At 68.4% G+C, this 20,131-nt stretch carries 19 protein-coding genes; 11 read left to right on the forward strand and 8 right to left on the reverse strand.

Annotated elements, in window-relative coordinates; genetic code table 11:
- Window positions 1-16: 16 nt before the first annotated feature.
- Complete coding sequence (locus tag AZG88_RS22030; protein ID WP_005248331.1) at window positions 17-1,468, forward strand: neutral zinc metallopeptidase; 1,452 nt, start codon at window positions 17-19, stop codon at window positions 1,466-1,468.
- A 33-nt stretch (window positions 1,469-1,501) separates the two neighbouring features.
- Here AZG88_RS22030 and AZG88_RS22035 read toward each other — a convergent pair whose 3' ends face one another.
- Window positions 1,502-2,278 carry an IclR family transcriptional regulator gene (locus AZG88_RS22035; protein WP_005248332.1) on the reverse strand — a complete coding sequence of 259 codons (777 nt, stop codon included), beginning with the start codon at window positions 2,276-2,278 and terminating at the stop codon, window positions 1,502-1,504.
- A 51-nt stretch (window positions 2,279-2,329) separates the two neighbouring features.
- On the opposite strand from AZG88_RS22035, the gene AZG88_RS22040 reads away from it, so the two are divergent.
- From AZG88_RS22040 to AZG88_RS22055, 4 genes are read left to right on the forward strand one after another with little or no spacing between them, the layout of a single operon-like run.
- Window positions 2,330-3,340, forward strand: coding sequence for a 2-dehydro-3-deoxygalactonokinase (locus tag AZG88_RS22040; RefSeq protein WP_061699043.1), 1,011 nt, complete (start codon window positions 2,330-2,332; stop codon window positions 3,338-3,340).
- Window positions 3,337-3,963: a 2-dehydro-3-deoxy-6-phosphogalactonate aldolase gene (locus AZG88_RS22045; RefSeq protein ID WP_005248344.1), complete on the forward strand. Its 627-nt coding sequence runs from the start codon at window positions 3,337-3,339 to the stop codon at window positions 3,961-3,963. The genes AZG88_RS22040 and AZG88_RS22045 overlap by 4 nt, the downstream gene beginning before the upstream one ends.
- Before the next feature lie 53 nt (window positions 3,964-4,016).
- Window positions 4,017-5,165, forward strand: a complete 1,149-nt coding sequence (gene dgoD / locus AZG88_RS22050; protein ID WP_005248345.1) for a galactonate dehydratase — start codon at window positions 4,017-4,019, stop codon at window positions 5,163-5,165.
- Window positions 5,166-5,170: 5 nt separating this feature from the next.
- Window positions 5,171-6,484, forward strand: coding sequence for an MFS transporter (locus AZG88_RS22055; RefSeq protein ID WP_025432978.1), 1,314 nt, complete (start codon window positions 5,171-5,173; stop codon window positions 6,482-6,484).
- Window positions 6,485-6,538: 54 nt separating this feature from the next.
- Here the strand turns inward: AZG88_RS22055 and AZG88_RS22060 are convergent, their stop codons facing one another.
- The 3 genes from AZG88_RS22060 to AZG88_RS22070 all read right to left on the reverse strand — a co-directional run bounded on the left by AZG88_RS22060 (window position 6,539) and on the right by AZG88_RS22070 (window position 9,203).
- On the reverse strand, window positions 6,539-7,456 hold the full coding sequence (locus tag AZG88_RS22060) for a tetratricopeptide repeat protein (RefSeq protein ID WP_005248348.1): 918 nt from the start codon (window positions 7,454-7,456) through the stop codon (window positions 6,539-6,541).
- Between the two features lie 118 nt (window positions 7,457-7,574).
- The gene (locus tag AZG88_RS22065; protein ID WP_005248350.1) at window positions 7,575-7,946 is read right to left on the reverse strand and encodes a DUF3817 domain-containing protein; all 372 of its coding nucleotides are present in this window, start codon (window positions 7,944-7,946) and stop codon (window positions 7,575-7,577) included.
- 63 nt (window positions 7,947-8,009) lie between these two features.
- Window positions 8,010-9,203 carry an acetyl-CoA C-acetyltransferase gene (locus tag AZG88_RS22070; RefSeq protein ID WP_005248351.1) on the reverse strand — a complete coding sequence of 398 codons (1,194 nt, stop codon included), beginning with the start codon at window positions 9,201-9,203 and terminating at the stop codon, window positions 8,010-8,012.
- A 94-nt stretch (window positions 9,204-9,297) separates the two neighbouring features.
- Between AZG88_RS22070 and mce the strand changes: the two genes are divergently transcribed.
- Window positions 9,298-9,771, forward strand: a complete 474-nt coding sequence (mce, locus tag AZG88_RS22075) for a methylmalonyl-CoA epimerase (protein ID WP_005248354.1) — start codon at window positions 9,298-9,300, stop codon at window positions 9,769-9,771.
- Between the two features lie 68 nt (window positions 9,772-9,839).
- Window positions 9,840-10,925, forward strand: coding sequence for a hypothetical protein (locus AZG88_RS22080; RefSeq protein WP_061045758.1), 1,086 nt, complete (start codon window positions 9,840-9,842; stop codon window positions 10,923-10,925).
- Here AZG88_RS22080 and AZG88_RS22085 read toward each other — a convergent pair.
- A complete protein-coding gene (locus tag AZG88_RS22085; RefSeq protein WP_005248358.1) occupies window positions 10,922-11,245 on the reverse strand; it encodes a hypothetical protein in 324 nt (107 codons plus the stop codon). The two genes, AZG88_RS22080 and AZG88_RS22085, sit on opposite strands and share 4 nt — an antisense overlap.
- A gap of 16 nt (window positions 11,246-11,261) precedes the next feature.
- A complete protein-coding gene (gene nucS / locus AZG88_RS22090; protein WP_061045757.1) occupies window positions 11,262-11,936 on the reverse strand; it encodes an endonuclease NucS in 675 nt (224 codons plus the stop codon).
- Window positions 11,937-11,978: 42 nt separating this feature from the next.
- On the opposite strand from nucS, the gene AZG88_RS22095 reads away from it, so the two are divergent.
- Window positions 11,979-13,574, forward strand: coding sequence for an adenylate/guanylate cyclase domain-containing protein (locus AZG88_RS22095; protein WP_061045756.1), 1,596 nt, complete (start codon window positions 11,979-11,981; stop codon window positions 13,572-13,574).
- On the opposite strand, the gene AZG88_RS22100 is transcribed toward AZG88_RS22095, so the two are convergent.
- Window positions 13,521-14,303 (reverse strand): TetR/AcrR family transcriptional regulator, encoded by a 783-nt coding sequence (locus tag AZG88_RS22100; RefSeq protein WP_005248363.1) that lies wholly within the window; start codon window positions 14,301-14,303, stop codon window positions 13,521-13,523. The two genes, AZG88_RS22095 and AZG88_RS22100, sit on opposite strands and share 54 nt — an antisense overlap.
- A gap of 89 nt (window positions 14,304-14,392) precedes the next feature.
- On the opposite strand from AZG88_RS22100, the gene AZG88_RS22105 reads away from it, so the two are divergent.
- Window positions 14,393-17,194 carry a DEAD/DEAH box helicase gene (locus AZG88_RS22105; RefSeq protein ID WP_061699046.1) on the forward strand — a complete coding sequence of 934 codons (2,802 nt, stop codon included), beginning with the start codon at window positions 14,393-14,395 and terminating at the stop codon, window positions 17,192-17,194.
- Window positions 17,191-17,964, forward strand: coding sequence for an SWIM zinc finger family protein (locus tag AZG88_RS22110; RefSeq protein WP_061045753.1), 774 nt, complete (start codon window positions 17,191-17,193; stop codon window positions 17,962-17,964). Before AZG88_RS22105 ends, AZG88_RS22110 begins: the two co-directional genes overlap by 4 nt.
- Here AZG88_RS22110 and AZG88_RS22115 read toward each other — a convergent pair.
- A complete protein-coding gene (locus tag AZG88_RS22115; protein WP_009474161.1) occupies window positions 17,930-18,304 on the reverse strand; it encodes a UBP-type zinc finger domain-containing protein in 375 nt (124 codons plus the stop codon). The two genes, AZG88_RS22110 and AZG88_RS22115, sit on opposite strands and share 35 nt — an antisense overlap.
- Before the next feature lie 140 nt (window positions 18,305-18,444).
- Between AZG88_RS22115 and AZG88_RS22120 the strand changes: the two genes are divergently transcribed.
- Entirely contained in the window at window positions 18,445-20,055 is a 1,611-nt protein-coding gene (locus AZG88_RS22120) for a PucR family transcriptional regulator (protein WP_061699047.1), read from the forward strand.
- The last annotated feature ends 76 nt before the right edge of the window (window positions 20,056-20,131 follow it).

Below are 20,131 nucleotides of genomic sequence, written 5' to 3' on the forward strand. Positions count from 1 at the left end.
TGAAGGCACCGCCTTGCTGACCCGACGTCGGCAGTGGGCTGCGAGCGTGGGCGTTCTGGCCGTGGCCGCGGTCGTCCTGTCCGGGTGCACGCGGTCGGTGGACGGCGAGGCCGCGTCCATCTACGACGATCCGTTCAAGGTGGCTGGGCTGGATGCCACGTCGGGTCCGAGCGGTGCCCGCAAGGGCGTGGCCGACGCCGACGTGCCCGTCACCGGCACCGACGGCGGTGAGATCGACACGATGGCCGCCAACGCGGTGAGCGACATCGAGGATTACTGGCGCACCGAGTTCCCGGCGCTGTTCCAGCGCAAGTTCGAGCCGGTCGAGGAATTGATCTCCTGGGATCCGCGGGAGGCCGACGGCCCGCGGTTCTGCGGGGACAGCACCGAGGAACTCCTCAACGCCGGTTACTGCAGCACCGACCACACGATCGGCTGGGACCGGGCGCTGCTGCTGCCCGAGGTCGTGGAGAAGTTCGGCGTCGTCGCCGCCGTGTTCGTTCTGGCACACGAGTACGGGCACGCCGTCCAGACGAAGGCGGGGATCGCCGAGGAGAACGTGGGCGGTGGCATCGTGCGGGAACAGCAGGCCGACTGCTTCGCGGGGGCGTTCATGCGGTACATCGCGGAAGACAAGGCGACCCATTTCACGCTGAACACGTCGGACGGGCTGAACAAGGTACTGGCGTCGGCGGTGGCGATCGGTGACACCGACCCGAACGATCCCGACAACGTGCACGGCTCGGCGTTCGAACGCGTCACCGCCACCCAGATCGGATTCACGGACGGTCCGGCGTCCTGCACGCGCATCGACGAGAAGGAGATCGACTCGCGTCGCGCGGATCTGCCTCAGCGGTTCGCCGACGAGAGCGACGACGGCGAACTCCCCGTCACCGAGGAGGCACTCGAGGCGTTCTTCACGTCGTTCCAGCAGATTTTCGATCTCAGCGATCCCCCGACGCTGCAACTCGACGGCGCCGACCTCGACTGCGCGGACGCCGAAGCGACCGAACCGGTGTCGTACTGCCCGGCCACCAACACGATCGGGGTCAGTGTCGACGCCCTCGCCGAACGCGGCACACCGGGCCGCCCGGGCAGGCGGGAACTCTTCCAGACCAAACTTACCGGCGACTACAACGCGTACGTCCTGCTCGCCTCGCGGTACACGCTGGCGTTGCAGCGGGACCGGGGCAACGATCTGCACTCGCCCCAGACCGCGCTGCGAGCCGCCTGCCTGTCCGGCGTCATCACCAGCGCGTTGAGCCCGGACAGTCCCGCCACCCTGGAGGCGGGCAGCGTGTGGCTGTCCCCCGGCGATCTCGACGAGGCCGTGTCGGGGCTGCTCACCGACGGACTCGCCGCCAGTGACGTCAACGGGGAGACCGTTCCGAGCGGATTCTCCCGGGTCGACGCGTTCCGCACCGGAGTGCTCGGCGGCGAGCAGGCCTGCGAGGGCCGGTACCGCTGACCGTCCCACCACCGAGATCACCCGATCGCCGGCTCAGATCTCCCGGTAGCCGAGCGCCGCGGAGATCCGCCCGGCGGCCCGGCACACGACCGGCACGAGTCCGCGCATGCGCTCGTCCGGCATGTACGGGCTCGTGGCCGACACGCTGATCGCACCGACGATCGCGCACGACGCGTCCCGCACCGGTGCCGCCACACAGCGGATTCCGGGTTCGTTGTCCTCGAGGTCCATCGCCGCGCCCCTCCGCGCGTAGTCCTCCATGCGCGCGCGGAAGTCCGCCACTCCGCGGGGGCTCGGTCCCTGCGCGGCGTCGCTCTCGTACAGCGCATCCCAGCGGTCGGCCGAGTCCAGCAGCAGCGCCTTTCCGACACCGGCGCGGGTCAGCGGCATGCGGTGACCGATGCGGGAGCGCATCTCGGCACCCCGTGACCCCGGCAATTTGTCGAGATACAGCACCGATCCGCCGTCCTCGACCGCCAGGTGCACGGTGTCGTGGACGTGCGCCGACAGCTCTTCGAGGATCGGGCGCGCGACGACGGGCAGCGGGTTGCCGTGGAGGGCCTTGAAACCCAGCTCGATCAATGTCGGGCCGAGTGTGTAGCCGCGGCTTCCGCTCCGGAGATATCCCTCGTGGACCAGCAACTGCACGAGCCGGTGCGTGGTGCTGCGTCCCAGCCCGGTGCTCTCGACGACCGCGCGGAGATCCTGCGCGCCGTCGGAGACGGCGCGGATGACTGCCAGCCCCCTCGCGAGCGTCTGAGTGCCGGGTGGAATGTCGTACGTCGGATTCGCCACACCCCACTGTCCCACATATAGGGACCGTGTTCGTCATTATGGGATTCGCGTCCGATAGTGGTTCACGTGATCCAGAACACCCCCGACACATCGACACCGCGCCTGATCGCCCTCGACTGGGGTACGTCGTCACAGCGTGCCTGGCTCCTCGGCGACGGCGGCCGCATTCTGGACGTTCGCCGGCCGGACTTCGGATTACTCGGCACCGCCGGAGACGACCCCGCATCGCGCACGCGTGACTACGAAGCCGCGTTCGACGAGGCCTGCGGCGACTGGATCGCGGCCACCCCCGATCTCCCGGCTATCGCCTGCGGCATGGTCGGCAGCGCCCAGGGTTGGCGTGAAGCCGGCTATCTGACCACGCCGACCGATCTCGCGATCGACGCCGACGACCTGACGACGGTTCCTCATTCGCGCGGAGTACTGCATCTCGTACCCGGACTGCGCGTCGCACCCTCGGCCGACGGCACGGTGGCCGGCGACGTCATGCGGGGCGAGGAGACGCAGATCATCGGGGCATTGGGCATGCTCCCGCCGACCGACCGACCACTCACGATCGTGCTCCCCGGAACACACAGCAAGTGGGCACGAGTCGAGAACCGCAAGATCGTCTCGTTCGCCACATCGATGTCGGGCGAGTTGTACGGCCTGGTGATCCAGCACGGCATCCTCGGCCGAACGGCAACCCCCGAGTTGCGGGACGACGCCGCGTTCGAGCGTGGCCTCGCCACCGGAACGTCCACACCGAGTCGCGGACTACCCGCGGAGCTGTTCGGAGCACGAGCCCTCGTGCTCGACGAACTCCTCGATCCGGCGTCGCTTCCCGACTACGTCTCCGGCGTGATCATCGCCGACGAGGTCCGGCATCTCCTGCCCCACTACGCGGCCGAAAGCCGAATCCTGTTGTGCGGAAACGCCGATCTCTGCCGACGCTACGCAGCCGGACTGCGCGTTCACGGCGTGGCCGCCGACATCGTCCCCGAGGAAGCCGCAGCACAGGGTCTGTGGCGCGTGGCGGTCGATGCGGGGCTGGTCGACCCGGCGCCATCCACGAATCCCGAGAAGGAGTCCCAATGAGCACCACAGCCACTGCCACCAGGACCGGTTTGATCGCCATTCTGCGCGGCATCACCCCGGACGAGATCGTCGCCGTCGGCTCGGCCCTCGTCGACGCCGGGTTCACCGCGATCGAGGTCCCGCTGAACTCGCCGCGACCGTTCGACTCGATCGAGCGGTTGGCGGCGGCCGTCGGCGACGTCTGCGTCGTCGGGGCCGGAACCGTACTGAGCGTCGACGACGTGATCCGATCCGAAGCAGCCGGCTCCCGGATCATCGTCTCGCCCAACACCGACGTCGAGGTCATCGGCGCCGCCGTTGCCCGGAACCTGCACCCGTATCCGGGAGCGGCCACTCCCACCGAGGCGTTTCGCGCCGTCGGTGCGGGAGCACGCAGCATCAAACTGTTTCCCTCCGACTCGGTCGGGACAGCCGGGATGCAGGCATGGCGGGCAGTCCTGCCGACGGAGGTCGAATTGCTCCCCGTCGGCGGCGTCGACCGAACCAACCTCGCCGAGTGGGCATCTGCGGGCGCGGGCGGGGCGGGACTCGGAACCTGCCTGTACCGGCCCGGGGACGACGCCGAGACCGTCCGCGACCGCGCCCACACCCTGATGAACATCTGGTCGGCCGAAGCCGCCTGAACCGACACCTACGACCCCGGGGCCACCACCACAGCCCCGCACAGGAGGACTCCATGAAGATCAAGTCACTCACCACGTACGCCGTTCCCCCCAGGTGGCTGTTCCTGCGGATCGAGACGGACGACGGCGTGGTCGGCTGGGGCGAACCGGTGCTCGAAGGCCGGGCCGCGTCCGTCGCCGCGGCCGTGGAGGAACTGTCCGACTACCTGATCGGACAGGATCCGACGCAGATCGAAGACCTGTGGACGGTCATGTACAGGTCGGGCTTCTACCGCGGCGGCGGCATCCACATGAGCGCGCTGGCCGGCATCGACCAGGCCCTGTGGGACATCAAGGGCAAGGCCCTCGGCGTGCCGGCGTACGAGCTCCTCGGCGGCCGCGTCCGGGACCGGATCAAGGTCTATTCCTGGATCGGCGGCGACCGCCCCTCGGACACCGCGAAGGCGGCACGCGAAGTGGTCGACCGGGGGTTCACCGCGGTGAAGATGAACGGCACGGAGGAACTGCAGTACCTGGACTCCTGGGACAAGGTGGACCAGTGCCTCGCCAACGTCGCCGCGGTACGGGACGCAGTGGGCCCGAACATCGGCATCGGCGTCGATTTCCACGGCCGGGTGCACAAGCCGATGGCCAAGGTGCTGCTGAAGGAACTCGAACCGTTCCGGCTGATGTTCGTCGAGGAACCGGTCCTCTCCGAGCACGTCGACGGTTTCGTCGACGTGCTGCGACAGTCGCCGATCCCGATCGCGCTGGGTGAGAGATTGTTCTCCCGCTGGGATTTCAAAACCGTCCTCGCGTCCGGGGCGGTGGACATCATCCAGCCCGATCCGTCGCACTGCGGCGGCATCACCGAGGCCCGGAAGATCGCGCACATGGCCGAGGCGTACGACGTGGCACTCGCGCTGCACTGCCCCCTCGGGCCGATCGCCCTGGCCACGTGCCTGCAGATCGATGCGGGCTGTTACAACGCGACGATCCAGGAACAAAGCCTCGGCATCCACTACAACACGTCGAACGATCTCCTCGACTATCTCGTCGACCCGTCCGTGTTCACCTACGCCGACGGTCAGGTGCGAATTCCCACCGGTCCGGGATTGGGCATCGAGGTGAACGAGGAGTACGTCATCGAACGCGCCGCCGAAGGACATCGCTGGCGAAACCCGGTCTGGCGCCACAGCGACGGATCCTTTGCGGAGTGGTGAGGGCAATGGTGCAGACACAGAAGATCGGCAAGTCCACCACGGTCGCCGCGCAGGCGTCGAAGGCGCGCGTTCTCATCGCGGTGATGCTGTTCGTGACCGTCGTCATCAACTACATGGACCGGGCAAACCTGTCGATCGCGATGCCCGCGATCGCGGACGAAATGGATCTCTCCAAGGCGCAGCAGGGACTTCTGCTGTCGGCTTTCGGCTGGACCTATGCGGCGCTGCAGATTCCAGGCGGATGGCTCGTCGACAGGATTCCCCCGAGACTGCTCTACCCCGCCTGCCTCATCCTGTGGTCGATTGCGACCGCGTTCATGGGGGTCATCGGCGGCTTCGTGGCACTCATCGCGTTGCGTCTGCTGGTGGGTGTGTTCGAGGCGCCCGCGTATCCGATCAACAACCGGGTCGCGACGGCCTGGTACCCCGAGCGTGAACGGGCGACGGTGATCGGCTTCTACACCTCCGGGCAGTTCATCGGACTGGCGCTGCTCACGCCGTTCCTGTCCTGGCTGCAGTCCGTGCTGTCGTGGCACTGGGTCTTCATCGTGACCGGAACGATCGGGGCGGTCTGGGGTGCCGTGTGGTACGCGTTCTACCGCGAGCCACGCGACTCTCGGGCGAACGACGCCGAGATCGACCTGATCCGCGACGGCGGCGGACTCGTCGACCTCGTGGACGAGCAGCAACCCGAACGTCCGGCGGTGACCCGGAACGATGTCGCCACCGTCCTCGGCCGGCGCAAGCTGTGGGGAATCTACCTGGGGCAGTTCTGCCTCACGTCGACGCTGTGGTTCTTCCTCACCTGGTTCCCCACGTATCTCGTCGAGTACCGGGACATGGATTACATCAAGTCCGGATTTCTCGCCTCGCTGCCGTTCGTCGCGGCACTCGTCGGTGTGCTGTTCTCCGGGGTGTTCTCCGATTTCCTGCTGCGCAAGGGCGTGTCTCTCGGAGTCGCCCGGAAGGGTCCGATCATCGTGGGCCTGTTGCTGACCGTTGCGATGATCGGCGCCAACTTCACCGACTCGACCGCGATGGTGATCGTGTTCCTGTCCATCGCGTTCTTCGGCAACGGGCTCGCGTCGATCACGTGGTCGCTGGTCTCGGCGCTCGCGCCGGAACGACTGCTCGGGCTCACCGGTGGAATGTTCAACTTCATCGGCAACCTGTCGTCGATCGCGACACCCATCGTGATCGGGTTGCTCGTCACCGACGACAGCTTCGCGCCGGGATTCGTCTACATGACCGTGGTGACCGCGGTCGGGGTCGCGTCCTACGTCTTCCTGGTCGGACGCGTGGAGCGCGTTCGAAGCTGACCACCAGACGAGGTGACCGGGGTGAGTGCTTACAGCACTCACCCCGGTTCCGCGTCAGTACAGTGCGGCGGCGAGTTTCCGGCGGGCGGTCATGACGACCGGCTCGGCCGGGTCGAACAGTTCGAACAGTTCCAGCAGACGTGTCCGTACCCGCGTCTTGTCGTCGCCGGCGCTGCGGGCGACGACACCGATGAGACGGGCGAACGCCGCGTCGGGCGCCTGGGAGTAGAGCTCGACGTCCGCGGCCTGCAATTGGGCGTCGATGTCGTTCGGGGCGGCGTCCGCCGCGGCGACGGCACCGGGATCGACGGACTGCACGCGGGCGAGGAAACGCACCTGACGGATCGCGCCCTGCGCCTCGGCGTTGGCCGGTTCCTCGTCGAGGATCTTCTGGAACTCGGCTTCGGCCGCCGACAGGTCGCCTTCGTCGAGCGCAGCCTCGGCCGCGACGAAACGGGGGTCCTCCGGCTCGGGCTCGTCCTCGTTGCCGTCACCGGCCGGCGGTCCGGACAGCTTGCCGGCGGTTGCCTGCTGAACGGCGGCGAGCCACTGACGCAGTTGCGGTTCGGGCTGTGCGCCCTGGAAGTCGGCGAGCGGTTGCCCGCCGGCGATGGCGACCACGGTCGGGACGGACTGGACGCCGAAGGCCTGCGCGATCCGCGGGTTGGCGTCGACGTCGACCTTGGCGAGCACCCAGGTGCCGCCGGCCTCGTGTGCCAGCTTCTCGAGCAGGGGTGAGAGTTGTTTGCACGGCTCGCACCAGGTGGCCCACAGGTCGACGACCACGGGGACCTGCTGGGACCGGACGAGCACCTCCGCCTCGAACGTCGCCTCGGTGACGTCGATGACGGGCGTGAGTCCGGTACTCCCGGGTGCGGCCGGAGCGGCGCCGTCCCCGGAGGGTGCGGGTGCCGGCGGGGGTGGAGCGGCCGCACGCTCCTTGAGGGCGGAGAGATCGACTGCTCCGCTCATGGCTGCGGCCACTGCTGAGGAACGCGCTGACGGACGAGAACCTGGTCGAGTCACGTCCACCAGTTTGTCACGATTTGAGCGCGCACCGGAATGCGGGCCGTGCCTACCGCGGCGCGGATCAGACGAGCGACGGTTCGCTCTTCACTGCGCTCGACCGGGACAGTTCGCCCATCCGGCCGGTGCGGGCCGCCCAGACCTCGAACACGACGGTGCCGAACGGCGGGACGCTGGCGACGAGCGCCCAGAAGGTGGTGACGAGATTCCAGCTCAGCTTGCGGGCGGTCCACAGCGAGATGAGCAGGTACAGGACGAAGACGCCGCCGTGGATGGGCCCGAAGATCTTCACGCCGATCTCGTTGCCGTCGGCGGGCAGGTACTTGAAGGCCATGCCGATGAGGAGGCCGAGCCAGGTGAATGCCTCCAGAATTGCGACAAATCGGAAGCGCTTGGCCGTGGTGCTGAGATCGAAGACGTTCGCCATGCCGACCATTGTGCCCGACCATCTACGACAGTCCGTAGTGGTGTGAGGTACACCACCACGGACTGTCGTCTGTCAGGCCTTGGGGACGCGAACGATCAGGGCGTCACCCTGACCGCCACCACCGCACAGTGCCGCAGCGCCCACACCCCCGCCACGACGACGCAACTCCAGCGCCAGATGCAACGCGATCCGCGCCCCCGACATCCCCAGCGGATGCCCCATCGCGATCGCCCCGCCGTTGACGTTCACGATCTCCGGATCCAACCCCAGCTCCCGCGTCGACGCGATCCCCACCGCCGCGAACGCCTCGTTGATCTCCACCAGATCCAGGTCCTTCGGCTCGATCCCCTCCTTGGCGCACGCCTTCGCGATGGCCCGCGCCGGCTGCGACTGCAGCGTCGAATCCGGACCCGCAACGACCCCGTGCGCACCGATCTCCGCGATCCACGACAACCCGAGTTCCTGCGCCTTCGCCTTGCTCATCACCACGACAGCGGCCGCGCCATCGGAGATCTGCGACGCCGACCCGGCGGTGACCGTGCCGTCCTTGCTGAACGCCGGCCGCAGCCTGGCCAGGGACTCCACCGTCGTATCGCCGCGCACGCCCTCGTCGGCGCCGACCAGCACGGGATCACCCTTGCGCTGCGGCACCGGCACCGGCACCACCTCGTCGTCGAACACCCCGTCCTTCCAGGCCCGCGCCGCCTTCTGATGCGACGCCGCCGCGAACGTGTCCTGCTCCTCGCGGCTGATCCGCTGCCCGTCCTCCGCGTTCTTCGCCTCGGTCAGACTCCCCATCGCCTGATCGGTGAAGATGTCGTACAACCCGTCGAAGGCCATGTGGTCGCGCATCGTGACGTCGCCGTACTTGAAACCCTCCCGCGACTTCTCCAGCAGGTGCGGGGCGCGCGACATCGACTCCTGGCCGCCGGCGACCACCACCTCGAACTCGCCGGCCCGGATCAGCTGATCCGCCAACGCGATCGCATCGATCCCGGACAGGCACACCTTGTTGATGGTCAGCGCCGGCACATCCATCCCGATCCCTGCGGCCACCGCGGCCTGCCGCGCCGGGATCTGCCCCGCCCCCGCCGTGAGCACCTGCCCCATGATCACGTACTCGACCTGCTCGGGAGCGACGCCCGCCTTCTCCAGCGCACCACGAATCGCCACCCCACCCAGATCCGAACCCGACACATCCTTCAACGAACCCAGCAACCGGCCCATCGGGGTCCGGGCTCCGGCGACGATCACAGAACTGGTCACGATTTCCTCCGCGTGAGACGAGTAGACAGGTGCGGGGCGACGGAAGTCACATCCCGACGAGAACTACCGAAACGGTAGCGCTAACGTCGGGACCATGACACAGTCCTCCCCCACCCAGACCACGTCACCGCTGTCCTCGGACCTGGTGACCGCCATCGACCACGTCGGCATCGCCGTTCCCGACCTCGACGCCGCCATCGCGTGGTACTCCGAACACCTCGGCATGGTGTCGACGCACGAAGAGGTGAACGAGGAGCAGGGCGTGCGCGAAGCGATGCTGAGCGTCGTCGGCTCCCCCGAGGGCAGCACCGCGCTGCAGCTTCTCGCACCGTTGAACGAGAACTCGACCATCGCCAAGTTCATCGATCGCAGCGGTCCCGGTCTCCAGCAGCTCGCGTACCGCGTGACGGACATCGACGCCATCTCCGCCCAGTTGCGCGAGCGCGGCGTGCGCCTGCTGTACGACGCACCCCGCCGCGGAACCGCAGACTCGCGCATCAACTTCGTCCACCCGAAGGATGCAGGCGGAGTTCTCGTCGAGCTCGTCGAGCCGTCGGCGACCCACTAGCGCTGTGGCCGGCCGCCGGGTACCAGGCGCAGAGACAAGTTCTACTTTGCCCAGGTAGATTGGCGGCCATGGTAAACGAGCAGGACCGTGGTTCGATCCCCCTTCCCTTCTCCACCGTGCGCAAGGGATTCGACCGGGACGAGGTACGTAACTACTTCGAGCGATTCGACGCCGAGCTCCGCGTCACTGCCGCCGACCGCGACGCCGCGGCGGCGCAGGCGCGGGATCTCGCCAAGCAGCTCGACGATGCGCGGGACGAGATCGACGATCTCCGCAAGGATGTCGACCGCCTGTCCGTTCCGCCGACCACCGCGGAGGGAATGAGCGACCGCATCTCGCGCATGCTCCGGCTCGCGTCGGACGAGGCGTCCGAGGTGCGTGCGAAGGCCGAGGCCGACGCCGCCGAGATGATCTCCGTCGCCGAGCAGGAGGGCGCGCAGCTCCGCGGCCAGTACGAGTCGCTGGTCGCGGAACTCGAAGACCGCCGGAGTGCTCTCGAGATTCAGCACGAGCAGACGATGGCCAAGGCCCGCACGGAGGCGGCGAAGATCGTCGAGGCCGCTCAGTCCGAGCGCGACCGCCTCGCCGCCGAGGCCGAACTGCGTCGGTCGCAGGTGCAGGAAGACTTCGACCTCGCGATGTCCGAGCGCCGTCAGAAGACGATCACGGCTGTCAACGAACTCGAGTCCACCAGCAAGGCCGAGGCGCATCGCCGTCTCGCGGACGCCACGCACGAGGCGGAGCGAAGGCTGCAGGCGGCCACCGACCAGTCGGAGCGCAAGATCGCCCACGCCAAGGAACTCGCGGAAGAACTTCGCGTGCTACGTGGCCGGATCCTGGCGCAGCTCTTGGGAATTCGAGGACAGCTCGATTCCGTTCCCGCAATGTTGGCGTCGGTCAACCGGGAGAGTGAACTCCTGGACGCGCAGCCCGACACCGCGGCATCGAAGCCGGAGAAGCGCTCGAACGAGAACACCAACAGCAAGTCGGCACCGGGCGGTGCCGCGGACCGGAAAACCGCGCAGAGCGAGCCCGGGAAGAACTCCGCGGACGAGACGGACAACTCGGACGAGGACACTGCAGTGCTGTCCACCGTCGAGAAGAACCCGGCGAATCGGCCGGCGGATCAACGGACCGTGAAGACGGGAAGCTAGGACCACCTGCGCGTGAGGCCCCGGGTGCTGCGTCCCGACCAGCACCCGGTGTGCCAGTGCCGCCGGTCCTCGGCTCCGCCGTATTCGGCCGGCCAGGTGACGAGGTGGGCGACGCCCGGTCGGATGTCGTGATCGCAGCCGGGACACCGGTAGGACTTGGTCGCCCGGGCCCCGGGGATCGTGCGGACGATGAAACTCTCGTCCGCGAAGCCCGCGGGCCCGGACTCCTGACGCATCAACGCACTACCGAACAGCGACCCCTCGGTGTCCGGGGGCGCACTGCGGCGCGTGTTCTTCCGCTGCGGTCTACGACGGGGCACGGGTTCAGCCTAGGCCTCAGAAGAGCCGGAACTCGGTGCTCTCGGTACCACGCAGCGCCTCGTAGTCGAGCACCAGGCACCGGATTCCGCGATCGGTGGCAAGGGTTTTGGCCTGCGGCTTGATTTGCTGGGCGGCGAAGACACCGCTCACCGGCGCCAGCAGCGGATCCCGGTTGAGCAATTCGAGGTACCGCGTGAGTTGCTCGACACCGTCGATGTCTCCGCGGCGCTTGATCTCCACGGCGACGGAAGCCCCGTCGGCGTTCCGGCACAGCAGGTCGACGGGACCGATGGCCGTCATGTACTCACGCCGCACGAGCGTGTAACCGCTGCCGAGCGTTTCGACGTGTTCGGCGAGCAACTCCTGCAGGTGTGCCTCGACACCGTCCTTGACCAGCCCCGGATCGACACCGAGTTCGTGACTGGAGTCGTGCTCGATCTCCTCGACGGTGATCCGGAGTTCCTCACCGGCCTTGTTGGTCACCACCCACAGCGCTTCGGCGTCTTCCACGGTGTCTTCGACGAGCCAGCAGGGCGGGCTCATCCAGTTCAGCGGCTTGTAGGCGCGGTCGTCGGCGTGGATGCTCACGGAACCGTCGGCCTTGATCAACAACAGGCGACGAGCGGTGGGCAGATGTGCCGTCAAACGGCCTACGTAGTCGACTCGGCATCTGGCAATCACTAGGCGCACCCGCCCACCCTAAGGGATCGTGCCGACTAGTCTCGAATGACTATGCGCCGCCCTCGCCGATCCGTCGCCCCGCTGGGGTCGTGGTTGCTCGGATCACCGGACGAGAGTCCCCGCAGGCGGCGTATCCGTGTCCAGCTGCTGCTGACCGCCCCGCTGGTCTTCACCAACCTGGTCGGCGCGGTGATCACCTGCCTGCTCGTCAGTGTCGTCGTCCCCGGCCCGAGTGTGTGGTCGAGCGAGTTCATGATCGCCAACTTCGTCGCGGTGCCCGTGTTCGTGCTGTGCGCGGTCCTGATCGGCGTGACGTGGGGCACCAAGCGACTGGTGTCGGATCTCCGGTGGGCCACGGAGGACGACGCGCCCACGGACCACGACCGGTCGGCGGCGTTTCGCGCACCGTGGCGCCTGACGCGCGTCCAGGCGGCGTTGTGGGGCATCGGGCTGGTCTTCTTCACGACTTTGTACGGCATCATCGATCCCCAGACCATTCCGAAGGTCGCGTTCACGATTGCGTTTGCCGGGATCACGGTCTGCGCGTTCTGCTACCTGTTGACGGAGTTCGCGCTCCGCCCCATCGCCGCCCGGGCACTGGGATCGGACGGACCGCGACCCCGCCGAACCCTCGGCATCACCGGCCGCACCGCACTGGCGTGGATCCTCGGGACGGGTGTTCCGGTGCTCGGTCTGATGCTCATCGCGATCTTCAGTTTCATCCGGCCGGCGAGCCCCACCAGCCTCGCGGTCTCGATCCTCGCGCTGGGTGGTGTGATCCTGCTCTTCGGCCTGCTGCTGGTCGTGATCAGTGTGCGCGCCACCGAGGCACCGATCCGCTCGGTGTCGCTGGGCATGGCGAAAGTGGCGGAGGGCGATCTCGACGCCGAGGTCGTCGTGTACGACGGCACCGAACTCGGCGCGCTGCAGACCGGGTTCAACCGGATGGCGGAGGGCCTCCGCGAACGTGAGCGGATCCGCGACCTGTTCGGGCGCCACGTCGGGCAGGAGGTGGCCTCCCAGGCCCTGCGGCACAACCCCGAACTCGGCGGCGAGGAACGTGACGTGGCGGTCCTGTTCGTCGACATCATCGGGTCCACCACGATCGCGGCCACCCGGTCGCCTGCGGAGGTCGTGGACCTGCTCAACCGGTTCTTCGACGTGGTCGTCGACGAGGTCGATCGGCGAGACGGGTTCGTCAACAAGTTCGAAGGTGACGCCGCCCTGGCCATCTTCGGGGCGCCCGTGGCGCTCGACGACCATGCAGGTGCCGCACTCGCCGCCGCTCGGACCCTCCGCGAACGGCTCACCGCCGAGGTACCGGAGTGCGATGCGGGAATCGGGGTGGCGGCCGGTCGCGCCGTGGCCGGAAACATCGGCGCCCACGAACGTTTCGAGTACACGGTGATCGGCGATCCCGTCAACGAGGCGGCGCGGTTGTCCGAACTCGCCAAGAACGTGTCCGGACACGTCGTCGCGTCCGAGCGGGCGATCGACGCGGCAGCCGAGGACGAACGCACGCGGTGGCAACTCACCGACACCGTCACCCTGCGCGGCCGTGTCGAACCGACCACGCTGGCCGTTCCCGCCGAACTACTCCCCGCCGGTTCCGCCGTCGACGATGAGGGCGCCGACTCCGTCGAGTAGCCGGGCGAGCCCGAATTCGAAGGCGTGGGCGGGCGCGTACGCGGCGTCGTGGTGTTCCCCCGCCGACGCCCCGACCCGGGCGGCCAGCGGGAACCGGTCGGGGTCGAAGACCTTTTCGAAGTGCGGAGCGACGCGCTGCCACCATTCACTGTCCGCCTCCCCCTTGGCGGCGAGCGCTGCCGCGTCCACCGCGGCCCGCGCCGCGCCCGCGACGAAACTGTCGAGGAGCGTGACGACCGAATCCATGTCGAGGTCCGACAGTCCCAGTCCCTCGACCGCGCGCAGTTCCCGCTCGTACTTGGCCATCCCGCCGGGCCCGAGGACCGGCCGGCTCAGCGCGACGACGCCGAGCATCCACGGGTGGGCGCACAGCAGTTGGAAGTAGTCGTGAGCGGCGGCCGCGAGACGCTCCCGCCACCCCGTGTCGGTGTCGTCGGCCGGCTCGAGTGTGGACAGCGCGCGATCGAGCATCACCTCCACCAGTTCGGTCTTCCCGGGAACGTGCGTGTACAGCGACATCGCCCCGGCGCCGAGTTCGGCTGCCAGCCGGCGCATCGAGACGGCGTCCAGCCCTTCGGCATCCGCGACGGAGATGGCGGCCTCGACGATCCGGTCGAGCGTCAGGCCCGGCTTCCCGTTGCGGGGGCGCGAGATCGGCGTACTGCCGCCACCCCACAGCAGCTCCATGGTGCGGGCGGGGTCGCCCTCCGGTGTCGCGCTTCTACCCATGCCGAGATCTTCCCACGGCGCCCGGGAACAATTCCGCCCGCCGCCTCGTTGACGTACGGCGTACCGTAAACCAGGCGAAAGGCGCAGTAGTGACAGCAGAGCCCATCCTCGCCGCCTGTGCGGCCACCTTCGTGCCCTCCGATCCTCCGCGCGACTCCCGCCTGGCGTTCTGGCGTGATTCCCCGGACGGTCCGCTGCCACCGAGTATCGATTCCCACACCCGGATGGCAACCGGGAACACCGTGGAACGCGTTCCGACACAGACCATCTCGATCGCCGATGCGCTGCCGATGCTCCTGGCACTGTCCCCCGGCGACACAGCGCATCGATCGGTCGCGTTCTGGGCCGCCTGCACCCGGACCGCCCTCGGATACGTCGGGACGGGCAAGGTCCTTCCCTCGGTTGCGCCCAGCGGCCACGACATCTGGCGGCTCGGCGTCCTCGACGACGAGGACGAAGCGCATCTGCGCCTGCTGGCCGCCGCGCTCCCACCGGAAGCGCGCGCGATTCCGCTCGGGGATCCGTCCGCCGCCGCAGTTCGCCTCCCCGCCGCGGTGGACGTGCTGCGCGACTTCCTCACCGCGGCCGTCGACACGATCCCGCGACTCGACTCACCGGCCGACGCCGGCCCCTACCGGGGATGGAACGCCGAGACCTCCCCCGCACTCCAGGAGTGGGCGGACGCCCTGGCACCCGATGCGATCGCGCTGTCGTTGCGGATCGACCCCGTGGATCCGCACGCGGTCGACCTCTCGGACAGCGAGTTCGACGCCACGGTCCAGGTGCACGGTGTCGCGCGGCCCGGGGTGGTGTGCGACGCCGTCGACCTGTGGCGGCATCCGACGCTCGCCGAGTCCGCGTTCGCCTCCGACCCGCGGATCGAGGTTCTCGACGCCCTCCGCCGCGCGGCCCAGGACTGGGCTCCGCTCGAAGACCTGCTGCGAGCCGAGGCGCCGCACCGCATCCGGCTCGAGGACGACGACCTGGCGTCCCTCGCCGGGGACGCCGGCGGTCGGCTGCGTGAGCGCGGAGTCGAGATCCATTGGCCGCGCGAACTGCTCGCGCACACCTCGACCCGCATGATCCTCGGCGAGCCCGGGTCCCGAGAGGGCGCAGCCGCTTTCCGCGGCGACCGCGCCTTCGACTTCGACTGGCGCGTCGCGGTGGGCGACGACGTCCTGACCCGCGAGGAAATGGAGGAGCTCGTCACGGCAAAGCGCGCCGTCGTGAAACTGCGCAACCGATATGTCGTCGCGGACTCGGCGTTGATACGAAAGACCCTCCAGCGGCGGACCGGAACGATGACGTCCATCGAGGCCCTCCGCGCGTCGCTGACCGGCCGGGCCCGGCGCGGCGAGGAGGACGTCCGCGTCGACTCCTACGGAGCGGCCGAAGCGGTGGCGCGTGAGCTGTCCGACCAGGATCCGGAGGCCGTGCCGGTCCCCGCAGCCCTGCGCGCGCAGTTGCGGGACTACCAGCTGACCGGATTCCGCTGGCTGGCCGGGCTCACGTCACGAGGCCTGGGCGCCTGTCTCGCCGACGACATGGGCCTGGGAAAGACGTTGACCCTCATCGCACTTCACCTGCACCGCCAGCAGACACCGGAAACGGCAGGGCCCACGCTGGTGGTCTGTCCCGCGTCTCTGCTCGGGAACTGGCGACGGGAGATCGAACGCTTCGCACCGGGCACCGGCGTCCTCGTCCACCACGGTCCGAAGCGGCGCCCTCACGGTGAGACGGTCGCGGGCGGCGACGACACCGTCGTCCTCACCACGTACGCGACGATGCGGCTCGATTGCGACGTACTCGCCCGGACGGTGTGGGGTCTGGTCGTCGCGGACGAGGCGCAACACCTGAAGAACCGCGGGGCGTCCGTCACCCGGGCACTGCGGACGATTCCCGGTCAGGCCCGCGTCGCGCTCACCGGGACACCGGTGGAGAACAGGCTCAGCGACCTCTGGTCGATTCTCGACGGCGTCACACCGGGCCTCCTCGGCCCGTACGCGCAGTTCCGCCGCCGCTACGACGGCTCGGCCGCCGAGGACGGCACCGACCGCGCGGCGGAGTTGGCGGCGTTGATCTCGCCGTTCGTCCTCCGGCGCAAGAAGTCCGATCCGGGGATCGCCCCCGAGCTTCCGCCGAAGACGGAGATCGACCTGGACGTCACGCTCACCCCGGAACAGGCCGGAATGTACGAGGCCCTCGTGCGCGAGGCCATGGAGCAGATCGAGACGAGCGACGGCATCGGGCGGCGCGGCAGCATCGTGTCGCTGCTGACCGGACTCAAGCAGATCTGCAATCACCCCGCCCAGTACCTCGGGCAGGAGCACGCGGCGCTCACCGGCCGCTCCCACAAGATCGGTCTGCTCGACGAGCTGATCGACACCAACCTGTCGGAGGGCGGGCGTTCGCTCGTCTTCACCCACTTCACCACGATGGGACGGCTGCTGCGGCGGCACCTGACGGCGCGAGGAGTGGGCTGCGACTTCCTGCACGGGGGCACGCCCGTCCCCGCCCGGGAGGAACTGGTCGAACGCTTCCAGAACGGCGACATCCCCGTCCTGATCCTGTCCCTCAAGGCCGCCGGCACCGGGTTGAACCTCACCCGGGCCGATCATGTCGTCCATTTCGACCGCTGGTGGAACCCCGCGGTCGAGGACCAGGCCACTGACCGCGCGTACCGCATCGGGCAGACCCACCCGGTCGTCGTCCACCGGCTCGTCACCGCCGGAACCATCGAGGAACGCATCGCCGGCATGCTCGCGTCCAAGCGGCAGCTCGCCGACTCCGTCCTGTCGCACGGCGCCGACGCCTTCACCGAACTGACCGATCGCGAACTCACCCGGCTGGTGGCGCTGAGCCCCGACTACGACTTCGGAGGTGATCTGTGACCGACGCCGTCACGCTTCCCCGCTTTCCGGCGCAGAAGGGCCGCCGCACCCGCGGCCGGACCTGGTGGGCGCAGCGGTGGGTCGACGATGTCGAGCAGGCCGCACTCGACTCGGACACGCTGAAACGCGGACGCGCCTACGCCCGTGGCGGACTGGTCGGTCCGCTCACGTTCGCGGCCGGGCTCGTCTCCGCGGACGTGCACACGGACGAGGAGAGCCTGCACGTGCGGATCCGGGTGGACCAGCTGGACGAGTGCCAGTGGGGCGAGGTGCTCGCGACCCTCGCGTCGCGGAGCGGTCACGTCGCCCAGTTGTCGAGTGGGACGCTTCCCCGCGAACTCGACGACGACCTCGCTGCCGTCGACGTGTCCCTCGTGCCGTCGATGTTCGATGCCGACGCGACGTGCACCTGCGAGGAGTGGGACGTGCCGTGCCGCCACGCTGCCGCGGTGCTGTATCAGGCCGCGTGGGTGCTCGACGACGACCCGTTGCTCTTCTTCCTCCTGCGCGGACGGGAGGGACAGGAGGTTCTCCAACTCAGGCACGGGGGGCACGAGGAGACGTCCCATTCCTCGTTCGACGGTTCGTCCGCCCCGGTGTCGGCGTCGGACGCCTACGCCGCAGTTCCCGGACCGCTTCCGACGCCGCCGCGTTCCGGTGGAATCCTGGTACGCCCACGTTGGCTCGACGACGCTCCCCCCGAGGTTCAGGCGGACGCCGTGTGGTCTGCGATCGTCACTGCGATTTCGCGATACGGAGACCGTGTCTGAGGTCGTCCGACGGTCCGGGCACGAGGCTCGGTGCGACCACCCGGGCCCCGGTCGCCGGATACGGTGTGCAGATCTGGGCGTCGTGCACGAAGCACCAGCGCCAGTTGTCCCCCGCGTGGAGCGACTGGACGATCGGATGACCGCTGCGTTCGGCGTGGTGTCGCGCGTGCCGCATCGGTGATCCGTCACTGCATCCGACGTAGCCGCACGTCAGGCACAACATCAGGTGCTCCCAGCGGGTACCGAGTGCGAGACAGCCCTCGCACCCGTCCGACGTGTGCGCGACGACATCGCGAATCATGTTCAGATCGGGATCGTGCCAATTATTGGATTGGGTCATAGTGCCACCCCTCAGTAACCAAGATTGGCGGCTGATCCGTCTCGCCACATGGTCACGGCGGAACGAAAGAATCCACCGAAATCCGGCCTCAGCGGACAGCGTCCCGGTTTCGACGGCGCAAAACGGGGTAGTTCCAAGCCATGGATCTGGAAGCAGCCCCAGACCCGAGGGTGGATCACACGCCGCGGGCGACGAACCTGTCCGCGGTCTTGGCCGTCACCGCGCACATGCACGACTGCGGGAATCGGGACGAGATCCTCGCCCTGCTGGTCGAAGCTCTCCCCGAAGTCGGTCCCTTCACGGTCGAACCCGTGTCGGCTCCGATGGGCGAACGCCACGACGACGACGTCTGGCGACACCGCGTGCTGCTCGACGATTCGTGGTCGAGGCCGGTGTCGCTCACCCTACGGGCCGACTACCCGCCTACCCCGGTGCAGGCCACGCTGCTCGAGTTGTTGATTCAGCACACGGGGTCGGCCCTGCGCGCCGCATCGCTCCGCTCCCGGGCAGCCACACAGGAACGTCAGTTACGCGAGGCCGCGGACGAGATCACCGCGCTCGGCGCGCGGGTCGCGCGACTCGAGGAGGAAGCGAGGATCCACAACACGTTCGGACGCCTCGCCGCGACCGGCGCCGACGAGTCCGCCATCGCCGACACACTTCACCAGGTGACCGGACTCGCCGTCGGGATCGAGGACGCCTTCGGCAATCTCCGCGTCTGGGCCGGCCCGGACAAGGCCCCGCGGTACCGCAAGACCGGCGGCGGGAACCGAGTCGACGTCCTGCGCCGTGCCGCGATGGAAGGGCGCCCGCTGCGACACGACAATCGGATCGTGCAGATAGTCCGGCCCGGCCAGACACTTCTGGGCGTCCTGTATCTGTCCGACCCGGAACATCGGGCCACCGACCTCGACACGGTCGCCCTGGAGTCCGCCACGACGATGCTCGCCATCGACATGGCGCATCGCAGATCACTCGCCGAGGCGGAGGCGCGGCTGAGCCGCGACCTGGGCGCCGACCTGCTCGCCGGGACGGACGACGACAGCGCCTACTCGCGGGCCGACGCACTCGGCTACGACCTGCACACCCCGCAACGCGTCCTGGTGGTCCACTGGGCGCCGGACACACCCGTCGAGTCCGTCACAGAGTCCTTCCGGCGTCACCTGGCGTCCACCGACTCGTCGGCCCTCCTCGTCCACGGCAACGAGCACCGAACCGGGGTCCTGGCCGCCGTCATGGACGCGAAGACAGACGTGAACATCATCTTCACGGCGTTGGAGAAGTCGCTCGGTCCCGCGGTGGGCGTGATCGGTGTCGGATCCGAATGCATCTCCCCCAGTGGCCTTCCCGACTCGTACACCCACGCGATACGGGCGCTCGAGATCAGAAAGCAGTCGCTCTCGCCCCGTGGCGTGGCACTGTTCGACGAACTCGGCGTCTACCGCATCCTCGACTCACACAGCAGCACCGGCGACGTCGAGGCGTTCGTGCAGGAATGGCTCGGCCCACTGCTCGACTACGACCGGGAACACCGCAGCACGATGACGGCCACACTGGCCCAATACCTCGAATGCGGAGGCAAGTACGACGAGACTGCGCAGGCACTCCGGATCCACCGCAGCACCCTGCGATACCGGATGTCCCGCATTCACGAACTGACCGGGCGTGATCTCCGCAGCGTCGACACACGCCTGAATCTTCATCTGGCTTCCCGCGCACTGCAGGTCCTCGCCGGCGGTGGCCCGGGGTGAAAGAGAATGTGCGGCTTGGGTGTTCGTGCCCGGGAATGCCGAAAGCCCCCCAACGTGGTTGGGGGGCTTTCGGTAA

It is taken from the genome of Rhodococcus sp. LB1 (assembly GCF_001583455.1).
In the GTDB taxonomy this organism is placed as follows: domain Bacteria; phylum Actinomycetota; class Actinomycetes; order Mycobacteriales; family Mycobacteriaceae; genus Rhodococcus_F; species Rhodococcus_F opacus.

Excerpts from the sequence above, each read along its gene's own strand:
- mce (WP_005248354.1), top strand. The coding sequence starts at position 9,298 with ATGACACAGTCCTCCCCCACCCAGACCACGTCACCGCTGTCCTCGGAC.
- AZG88_RS22060 (WP_005248348.1), bottom strand. The coding sequence starts at position 7,456 with ATGAGCGGAGCAGTCGATCTCTCCGCCCTCAAGGAGCGTGCGGCCGCT.
- AZG88_RS22065 (WP_005248350.1), bottom strand. The coding sequence starts at position 7,946 with ATGGTCGGCATGGCGAACGTCTTCGATCTCAGCACCACGGCCAAGCGC.
- AZG88_RS22045 (WP_005248344.1), top strand. The coding sequence starts at position 3,337 with ATGAGCACCACAGCCACTGCCACCAGGACCGGTTTGATCGCCATTCTG.
- AZG88_RS22120 (WP_061699047.1), top strand. The coding sequence starts at position 18,445 with ATGGATCTGGAAGCAGCCCCAGACCCGAGGGTGGATCACACGCCGCGG.
- AZG88_RS22055 (WP_025432978.1), top strand. The coding sequence starts at position 5,171 with ATGGTGCAGACACAGAAGATCGGCAAGTCCACCACGGTCGCCGCGCAG.
- dgoD (WP_005248345.1), top strand. The coding sequence starts at position 4,017 with ATGAAGATCAAGTCACTCACCACGTACGCCGTTCCCCCCAGGTGGCTG.
- AZG88_RS22095 (WP_061045756.1), top strand. The coding sequence starts at position 11,979 with ATGCGCCGCCCTCGCCGATCCGTCGCCCCGCTGGGGTCGTGGTTGCTC.
- AZG88_RS22115 (WP_009474161.1), bottom strand. The coding sequence starts at position 18,304 with ATGACCCAATCCAATAATTGGCACGATCCCGATCTGAACATGATTCGC.
- AZG88_RS22080 (WP_061045758.1), top strand. The coding sequence starts at position 9,840 with ATGGTAAACGAGCAGGACCGTGGTTCGATCCCCCTTCCCTTCTCCACC.
- AZG88_RS22100 (WP_005248363.1), bottom strand. The coding sequence starts at position 14,303 with ATGGGTAGAAGCGCGACACCGGAGGGCGACCCCGCCCGCACCATGGAG.